The organism is Streptomyces sudanensis (assembly GCF_023614315.1).
In the GTDB taxonomy this organism is placed as follows: Bacteria; Actinomycetota; Actinomycetes; order Streptomycetales; family Streptomycetaceae; genus Streptomyces; species Streptomyces sudanensis.
This window is the reverse complement of the sequence record NZ_CP095474.1, coordinates 4,430,414-4,439,042: the sequence shown is the minus strand read 5'-3', so window position 1 is coordinate 4,439,042 and position 8,629 is coordinate 4,430,414. Positions and strand designations below refer to the sequence as shown.

At 73.7% G+C, this 8,629-nt stretch carries 5 protein-coding genes; 3 read left to right on the top strand and 2 right to left on the bottom strand.

From position 1 onward, the window contains the following. Nucleotides 1-603 precede the first annotated feature (603 nt). Together MW084_RS20495 and metH are read right to left on the bottom strand one after the other, a co-directional pair. Nucleotides 604-1,305 carry an HAD family hydrolase gene (locus tag MW084_RS20495; RefSeq protein WP_010471330.1) on the bottom strand — a complete coding sequence of 234 codons (702 nt, stop codon included), beginning with the start codon at nucleotides 1,303-1,305 and terminating at the stop codon, nucleotides 604-606. 150 nt (nucleotides 1,306-1,455) lie between these two features. Continuing rightward, nucleotides 1,456-4,989 carry a methionine synthase gene (gene metH / locus MW084_RS20490; RefSeq protein ID WP_275563729.1) on the bottom strand — a complete coding sequence of 1,178 codons (3,534 nt, stop codon included), beginning with the start codon at nucleotides 4,987-4,989 and terminating at the stop codon, nucleotides 1,456-1,458. Nucleotides 4,990-5,224: 235 nt separating this feature from the next. Here metH and MW084_RS20485 point away from each other — a divergent pair, with 235 nt between their 5' ends. The 3 genes from MW084_RS20485 (at nucleotide 5,225) to glpK (ending at nucleotide 8,559) form a co-directional block, all read left to right on the top strand. Continuing rightward, nucleotides 5,225-5,989, top strand: a complete 765-nt coding sequence (locus MW084_RS20485) for an IclR family transcriptional regulator (protein ID WP_010472226.1) — start codon at nucleotides 5,225-5,227, stop codon at nucleotides 5,987-5,989. A gap of 234 nt (nucleotides 5,990-6,223) precedes the next feature. Continuing rightward, complete coding sequence (locus MW084_RS20480; protein ID WP_010472229.1) at nucleotides 6,224-6,982, top strand: MIP/aquaporin family protein; 759 nt, start codon at nucleotides 6,224-6,226, stop codon at nucleotides 6,980-6,982. Nucleotides 6,983-7,026: 44 nt separating this feature from the next. Continuing rightward, nucleotides 7,027-8,559, top strand: a complete 1,533-nt coding sequence (gene glpK / locus MW084_RS20475) for a glycerol kinase GlpK (RefSeq protein WP_010472231.1) — start codon at nucleotides 7,027-7,029, stop codon at nucleotides 8,557-8,559. The last annotated feature ends 70 nt before the right edge of the window (nucleotides 8,560-8,629 follow it).

The following is an 8,629-nucleotide window of genomic DNA, read 5'->3' as shown; positions in this document are numbered from 1 at the left end:
GGGGNGTGTCGGCCGGTCCGCCGGGGCGGGCCGGCCGGGGTGTCGTCGGCGACGGCCGCGCCGCCCCCGCCGGGCCGGTTACGCGGGGCGGCGGGGAGGAGGTCCGCCGGCGGCACCGGGCTCTTGCGGTTCATGGGGGTCGTACTCCTGGTCCGGCACGGGGATGGCGCGTCCGCGGAGCCTCCGCCGCGGGCCTCCGGCGGGGCGCGACGGTCGCGGACGGGGGTGCGAACGGTCGGCCCCGTGTCCGCGGTCGCCTCGGGACGGCCGCGGCGCGGGGAATTCGGCGGAGTGCTCGGCGAGAAGATTAGTGGTATCACCACCGACCCTGGGCCGGGGCGGCGCCGAGGGGTCGGCGGGGGCCGGTCTCCCACAGTGACCGTGCGGTCCGCGGACGGGGAAGATCGTGCGGACATTGCCTCCAAACCGGGCGCGCGGCCTCACGGGAAGTGTCCGGATCCGGGCGTGCGCGGGGTGGTGAACGCCGGATTGGCACCATGCTGGGTGAGGAAGGTCACGTGTGCGGCTTTTCCCCTGTAACGCACGGCGCACGCCCCGGCACCGAGGGTCCTCGCCGCTCTGCGGACGCCCTTGGGGCGGGGTTCAGCCCGCGTCCGCGACCAGGGCGCGCAGGAACCGCAGGTCGACCTCTTCGAGGGAGCCGACGACGGCCCGGCCGTCGGCGGGCGCGATGGGAGCGAGGGACGGTACGGCGACGACCCGGCAGCCGGCCGCCTCGGCGGCCGCGACCCCGGTGGCCGTGTCCTCGACGACGGCGCACCGGGCCGGGTCGGCGCCGACGCGCCGGGCGGCGAGGAGGTAGGGGTCCGGGTGCGGCTTGGTCCGGGGCACCTCGTCGCCGGCGACCGTGAGGGTGAAGTGCTCGGCGCCCAGGGAGCGCAGGACGCGGTCGATGATGCGGCGGTGGGAGGCGGACACCAGTGCCGTGGGCACGGAGTGCCCGCTCAGCTCCGCCAGGAGCCGGGCGGCGCCGGGCATGAGGGGGACGCCGCCGTCGATGCGCTCCTCGAACCGGTCGTTGAGCAGCGTGGTGAGCTCGGGGAGGGTGATGTCGGCGCCCGTGGCCTCGATGAGGTAGCCGGCGCTGCGGCTCATGGGGCCGCCGACGACGACGTCGCGCCAGGACTCGTCCAGTTCGTGCCCGAGGTCCCGGAAGACCGCGGCCTCCACGTCCCACCAGAAGCCCTCGGTGTCGACGAGTGTGCCGTCCATGTCGAGGAACACGGCCTGAAGGGCCGACCCGTCGGCCGTTCGGGGCAGGGACGCGGGGACCGTGCTGGTCATCCGACACACCTCCATGGGACGGGAAGGCCGGCCGCCGGCCCCACCGGTGGCTTCCGGGCGGGGCCGGCGGCCGGCCTGCACTGGGCCGACCAGTGTACGGCCCGACGCGCCCCGCCCGGCGCCCGGCGCGGGCGGGGCGCGTCGGGCGGATCAGCGGGCGTTGAAGTACTTCGCCTCCGGATGGTGGAGGACGATGGCGTCGGTGGACTGCTCGGGGTGGAGCTGGAACTCCTCGGAGAGGTGGACGCCGATCCGCTCGGGCCGCAGCAGGTCCGCGATCTTGGCGCGGTCCTCCAGGTCGGGGCAGGCGCCGTAGCCCAGGGAGAAGCGCGCTCCGCGGTACTTGAGCGCGAACATGTCCTCGACGTCCGCCGGATCCTCCCCGGCGAAGCCGAGTTCGGCCCGGACGCGGGCGTGCCAGTACTCGGCGAGGGCCTCGGCGAGCTGGACGGACAGGCCGTGCAGCTCCAGGTAGTCGCGGTAGGCGTCGGAGGCGAACAGCCGGGCCGTCTCCTCGCCGACGCGGGAGCCGACGGTGACCACCTGGAAGCCGACGACGTCGGTCTCGCCCGACTCCTCCGGCCGGAAGAAGTCGGCCAGGCACAGGCGGCGGCCGCGGCGCTGGCGGGGGAAGGTGAAGCGGGTGCGCTCGTGGCCGGACTCGTCGAGGACGATCAGGTCGTCGCCCTTGGACACGCAGGGGAAGTAGCCGTGGACGACGGCCGCTTCGAGCAGGTTGTCCGTGTGGAGCCGGTCGAGCCAGCCGCGCAGCCGGGGGCGGCCCTCGGTCTCGACGAGTTCCTCGTACGAGGGGCCCTCGCCGGTACGGGCCTGCCTGAGGCCCCACTGCCCCTTGAACAGGGCCCCCTCGTCCAGCCAGGACGCGTACTCCCTGAGCCGGATCCCCTTGACGACGCGGGTGCCCCAGAAGGGCGGGACGGGCACGGGGTTGTCGACGGCCACGTCGGAGCGTACGCCGGTCTCGGGCTCGCGCTCCTCGACGGCCGCGCCGGCGGTGGCGCGGACGCGGCGCTTGCGGAGTTCGGGCAGGGCCGCGCCGGGGACGCCGCGCTTGACGGCGACGAGGGCGTCCATGAGGCGCAGCCCCTCGAAGGCGTCGCGGGCGTAGCGGACTTCGCCCTGGTAGACCTCGTGGAGGTCCTGTTCGACATAGGCGCGGGTGAGGGCGGCACCGCCGAGGATGACGGGGTACTCGGCGGCCAGGCCGCGCCGGTTGAGCTCCTCCAGGTTCTCCTTCATGATCACGGTGGACTTGACGAGGAGTCCGGACATGCCGATGACGTCGGCCCGGTGCTCCTCGGCGGCCTCCACGATCGCGGAGACGGGCTGCTTGATCCCGAGGTTGACGACGTTGTAGCCGTTGTTGGACAGGATGATGTCGACGAGGTTCTTGCCGATGTCGTGGACGTCGCCGCGGACGGTGGCGAGCACGATGGTGCCCTTGCCCACGGCGTCCCCGCCCTCTTCGACCTTCTCCATGTGGGGTTCCAGGTGGGCGACGGCCGTCTTCATGACCTCGGCGGACTGCAGGACGAACGGCAGCTGCATCCGCCCGGAGCCGAACAGCTCGCCCACGACCTTCATGCCGTCCAGGAGCGTGTCGTTGACGATGTCGAGCGCCTTGCGGGTGCGCAGGGCCTCGTCGAGGTCGGCCTCCAGGCCGTTCCTCTCGCCGTCGACGATGCGGCGCTTGAGGCGCTCCTCCAACGGGAGGGCGGCGAGTTCCTCGGCCTTGCCGGCCTTGAGGGACGTGGCGGTGGCGCCCTCGAACAGCTCCATGAGCCGCTGGAGGGGGTCGTAGCCCTCGCGGCGGCGGTCGTGGATCAGGTCCAGGGCGGTGGTGACCTGCTCCTCGTCGAAGCGGGCGATCGGCAGGATCTTGGAGGCGTGGACGATCGCGGAGTCGAGGCCGGCCTTGACGCACTCGTCGAGGAAGACGGAGTTGAGCAGGATGCGGGCGGCCGGGTTCAGGCCGAAGGAGATGTTGGACAGGCCGAGGGTGGTCTGCACCGCCGGGTGGCGGCGCTTGAGCTCGCGGATGGCCTCGATGGTGGCGACGCCGTCCTTGCGGGACTCCTCCTGGCCGGTGCAGATGGTGAAGGTGAGGCAGTCGACGAGGATGTCCTCCTCGCGGATGCCCCAGTTGCCGGTGAGGTCGGCGATCAGCCGCTCGGCGATCTCGACCTTCTTCTCCGCGGTGCGGGCCTGGCCCTCCTCGTCGATGGTGAGCGCGATGAGCGCGGCGCCGTGCTCCCGGGCGAGGGCGGTGACCCGGGCGAAGCGGGACTCCGGTCCGTCGCCGTCCTCGTAGTTGACGGAGTTGACGACGGCGCGGCCGCCCAGCCTCTCCAGCCCGGCGCGCAGCACGTCGATCTCGGTGGAGTCCAGCACCAGGGGCAGGGTGGAGGCGGTGGCGAGGCGGCCGGCCAGCTCCGCCATGTCGGCGACGCCGTCGCGGCCCACGTAGTCGACGCACAGGTCGAGCATGTGGGCGCCCTCGCGGATCTGGTCGCGGGCCATCTCCACGCAGTCGTCCCAGCGCCCCTCCAGCATGGCCTCGCGGAACTTCCTGGACCCGTTGGCGTTGGTCCGCTCGCCGATCGCGAGGTACGAGGTGTCCTGCCGGAACGGCACGTTCTGGTACAGGGACGCGGCGCCCGGCTCGGGGCGCGGGTCCCGGGCCGCGGGGGCCAGGCCCCGCACCCGCTCGACGACCCGGCGCAGGTGCTCGGGCGTCGTACCGCAGCAGCCGCCGACCAGGGAGATGCCGTACTCGCGGACGAAGCCCTCCTGGGCGTCGGCGAGTTCGGACGCGGTGAGCGGGTAGTGGGCGCCGTCCTTGCCGAGGACCGGGAGGCCCGCGTTGGGCATGCAGGACAGGGGGACGCGGGAGTGGCGGGCGAGGTGGCGCAGGTGCTCGCTCATCTCGGCGGGGCCGGTGGCGCAGTTCAGGCCGATCATGTCGATGCCGAGGGGTTCGAGCGCGGTGAGCGCGGCGCCGATCTCCGAGCCGAGGAGCATGGTGCCGGTGGTCTCGACGGTGACGGAGACGATGAGCGGCACGTCGATGCCGAGTGCCTCCAGGCCGCGGCGGGCGCCGAGGACGGCGGCCTTGGTCTGCAGGAGGTCCTGGGTGGTCTCGACGAGGAGCGCGTCGGCGCCGCCGGCGACCAGGCCCTCGGCGCTGCTCTGGTAGGCGTCGCGGAGGGTGGCGTACGGGACGTGGCCGAGGGTGGGGAGCTTGGTGCCGGGTCCCATGGAGCCGAGGACCCAGCGCTGCCGGCCGTCGGCAGCGGTGTGCCCGTCGGCGGCCTCGCGGGCGATGCGGGCGCCTGCCTCCGAGAGCTCGTGGACGCGGTGGGCGATGTCGTACTCGGCGAGCGCGGAGAAGTTGGCGCCGAAGGTGTTCGTCTCGACGCAGTCGACGCCGGCGGCGAAGTAGGCGTCGTGGACCGAGCGGACGATGTCGGGCCGGGTGAGGTTGAGGATCTCGTTGCAGCCTTCGAGGTCCTCGAAGTCCCGGAGGGTGGGGTCCTGCGCCTGGAGCATCGTGCCCATGGCCCCGTCGGCGACGACCACCCGGGTGGCGAGCGCGTCGCGGAGCGCGGCTGCCCGGGCGCGGCTGTCGGGGGATGCGGGGGAAGGGGTCGGCGACGAGGCCATGGAGTACTCCCTGGGATGCGACGGCTGTCGGCTTTGCGCCTCGGGGGGAGGCGCACGTCGTCAGCGTAACCGCCATCCGCCGGAGCGGACACGCCGTCTCCCATGGCGGACGGCGCGCCGGCGGAGGCGGGGCCCGGCCGTCCGGCGCGTCCCGGGCCGCGCCGTGTGACCGCGGGTCGGCAGGGGCCGATACTGTTCAGCATCGTCGAACAGCGAAGTGAGGGAGCGGGCCGGGATGGGGAAGAACATCCAGTCGCTCGAGCGGGCCGCGGCGGTACTGCGGCTGCTCGCGGGCGGGGAGCGCCTGCTGGGCCTCTCCGGCATCGCGTCGTCGCTCGGCCTGGCGAAGGGCACGGTGCACGGCATCCTGCGCACCCTGCAGGCGGAGGGGCTGGTCGAACAGGACGCTCCTTCGGGCCGGTACCGGCTGGGCGCGGAGCTGCTGCGGCTCGGCACCGGCTACCTGGACGGGCACGAACTGCGGGCGCGGGCGCTGGTGTGGACCGACGGCCTGGCCGGGTCGAGCGGCGAGAGCGTGCACCTGGGCGTCCTGCACCGGCACGGGGTGCTGGTCGTCCACCACGCCCTCCCCCCGGGCGAGGGCCACCGGATACCGGAGGTCGGCACGGTGCAGCCGCTGCACTCGACGGCTCTGGGGAAGGTGCTGTCGGCGTACGACCCGGTGGCGTACGAGGAGGCCGCGGGGGCGGAGCGCAGGGCCTTCACGCCGCGTACGGTCACGGAGCCGGAGGACTTCGCGGGGCTGCTGGAGGTGACGCGGGCGCGCGGCTGGGCCGCGGACGTGGAGGAGACCTGGGAGGGCGTCGCGTCGGTGGCGGCGCCCGTCCGCGACCGGCGGCGGGCGGTGGTGGGGGCGGTGGCCGTGACCGGCGCCGTGGAGCGGGTCTGCGACGGCGACGGGCCGCGTCCCGGGCTGGTCGCCGCCGTACGCGAGTGCGCGCGTGCCGTTTCGCGCGACCTGGGTGCCGGACGCTTCTGACGTCGGGCTCTCCCCGCCGCCCGGCCGCCCCGTGCCCGCCGGACCCGCGCCCTTGACGCGCCGTCGGGCCGGAACGACACTGCCGTTCGAAAGTCGGCATTGTCGAACACCTGACGGAACCGCGCACGGGGGTGACGGCGCCTGGCGGCCGCCGCGCCCCCATCCCGAGGGCCCGGTCCCCGGAGGGAACCGGAGTCCGCCATTCCCCTGGACGAAGGACATAAGGAGTCGCGGGTGTCCAGCTCCGACATCTTCATCGGCGAGACCATCGGAACCGCCGTGCTCATCCTCCTCGGCGGAGGCGTCGTCGCCGCCGTCGTACTCAAGCGCTCGAAGGCACGGAACGCCGGCTGGCCGGCCGTGACCTTCGGGTGGGGCTTCGCGGTCATGACCGCCGTCTACACGACCGGTTCCCTCTCCGGCGCCCACCTGAACCCGGCGGTGACCTTCGGCATCGCCCTCAGGGACGGGGAGTGGGGCCGTGTCCCCTTCTACGTCGCCGGCCAGTTCCTCGGCTCCATGATCGGGGCCGTACTCGTCTGGGTGGCCTACTACGGGCAGTTCCGGGCCCACCTGACCGACCCGGAGACCGCGTCGGGGTCCGCCGTCGAAGGCCCCGGGCCGGTGCTCGGCGTCTTCTCCACCGGCCCCGAGATCCGCAACGCCTGGCAGAACCTCGCCACCGAGGCCATAGGCACCCTCGTGCTGGTCCTGGCCGTGCTCACCCAGGGCCTCAACGAGGGCGGCGAGGGCCTGAGCGCCCTCGGCGGCCTGGTCGTCGCCCTCGTCGTCGTCGGCATCGGCCTGTCGCTCGGCGGCCCGACCGGGTACGCCGTCAACCCGGCCCGCGACCTCGGCCCCCGTATCGTGCACGCCCTGCTGCCCCTGCCCAACAAGGGCGGCTCCGACTGGGGGTACGCCTGGATCCCCGTCGCGGGCCCGCTGATCGGCGCCGCCGCGGCCGCGGGGGTCCACGCCCTCGCCTTCGCCTGAACCCGACCGACCCCGTCCCTCCCCACCCCGAGGAGCGCACCGCCATGACCGACCCGGCCTCCCGCGGCACCGGCCCCTTCATCGCCGCCATCGACCAGGGCACCACCTCCAGCCGCTGCATCGTCTTCGACCGCGACGGGCTCGTCGTGGCCGTCGACCGGAAGGAGCACGCGCAGATCCTCCCCAGGCCCGGCTGGGTCGAGCACGACGCCGCCGAGATCTGGGCGAACGTACGGGAGGTCGTCGCCGGCGCCGTCGGGAAGGCCGGCCTCACCGCGGCCGACGTGAAGGCCGTCGGCATCACCAACCAGCGCGAGACGACGGTGCTGTGGGACAGGAGGACCGGCGAGCCCGTCCACCACGCGATCGTCTGGCAGGACACCCGCACCGACGCGCTGTGCAGGGAGCTCGGCCGGAACGTGGGCCAGGAGCGCTTCCGCCGCGAGACCGGCCTCCCCCTGGCCTCCTACTTCGCCGGCCCGAAGGCCCGCTGGCTGCTCGACAACGTCGAGGGCCTGCGCGAGCGGGCCGAGCGGGGCGAGATCCTCTTCGGCACCATGGACTCCTGGATCGTCTGGAACCTCACCGGCGGCGCCGACGGCGGCCGGCACGTCACCGACGTGACCAACGCGTCCCGCACCATGCTGATGAACCTGCACACGCTGGAGTGGGACGACAGGCTCCTGGGGGCCATGGAGGTGCCCGCCGCGATCCTCCCGGAGATCCGCTCCTCCGCCGAGGTCTACGGCCGCGTCAGGGGCGGCGTCCTGGACGGCGTCCCCGTCGCCTCCGCGCTCGGCGACCAGCAGGCGGCCCTGTTCGGCCAGACCTGCTTCGCGGAGGGCGAGGCCAAGTCGACGTACGGCACCGGCACCTTCATGCTGATGAACACCGGCGGCAGGGCGATCGACTCGTACAGCGGGCTGCTCACCACCGTCGGCTACCGGATCGGCGGGGAGGCGCCGGTCTACGCCCTGGAGGGCTCCATCGCCGTCACCGGCTCGCTCGTCCAGTGGATGCGCGACCAGATGGGCCTCATCGGCACCGCGGCCGAGATCGAGGACCTGGCCCTGTCCGTCGAGGACAACGGCGGCGCCTACTTCGTCCCGGCCTTCTCCGGGCTGTTCGCCCCGTACTGGCGCTCCGACGCCCGCGGTGTGATCGCCGGGCTGACCCGGTACGTCACCAAGGGGCACCTCGCCCGCGCGGTGCTGGAGGCCACCGCGTGGCAGACCCGCGAGATCGCCGACGCCATGACCAAGGACTCCGGCGTCGGACTGGCCTCGCTGAAGGTCGACGGCGGCATGACCTCCAACGACCTGCTGATGCAGATCCTCTCGGACGTCCTCGGCGTGCCCGTCGTGCGCCCGGTGGTCGCCGAGACGACCTGCCTCGGCGCGGCCTACGCCGCCGGCCTGGCTGTCGGTTTCTGGCCCGACACCGACGCCCTGCGGTCCAACTGGCGGCGGGCCGCCGAGTGGACCCCGCGCATGGACGCGGAGGCCCGCGACCGCGGGTACCGGAAGTGGCTCAAGGCGGTCGAGCGGACCATGGACTGGGTGGAGGACGAGGGGTAGGGCGGCACGGCCGCCGCCGGGCGGGGCGGTGGCCGNGNGCCCNCGCCCGGGCTATTAACCNCCGCCGGNG

Bases quoted from the DNA above. Each gene is read 5' to 3' on its own strand.
- metH (WP_275563729.1), bottom strand. From the start codon at position 4,989: ATGGCCTCGTCGCCGACCCCTTCCCCCGCATCCCCCGACAGCCGCGCC.
- MW084_RS20485 (WP_010472226.1), top strand. From the start codon at position 5,225: ATGGGGAAGAACATCCAGTCGCTCGAGCGGGCCGCGGCGGTACTGCGG.
- MW084_RS20495 (WP_010471330.1), bottom strand. From the start codon at position 1,305: ATGACCAGCACGGTCCCCGCGTCCCTGCCCCGAACGGCCGACGGGTCG.
- glpK (WP_010472231.1), top strand. From the start codon at position 7,027: ATGACCGACCCGGCCTCCCGCGGCACCGGCCCCTTCATCGCCGCCATC.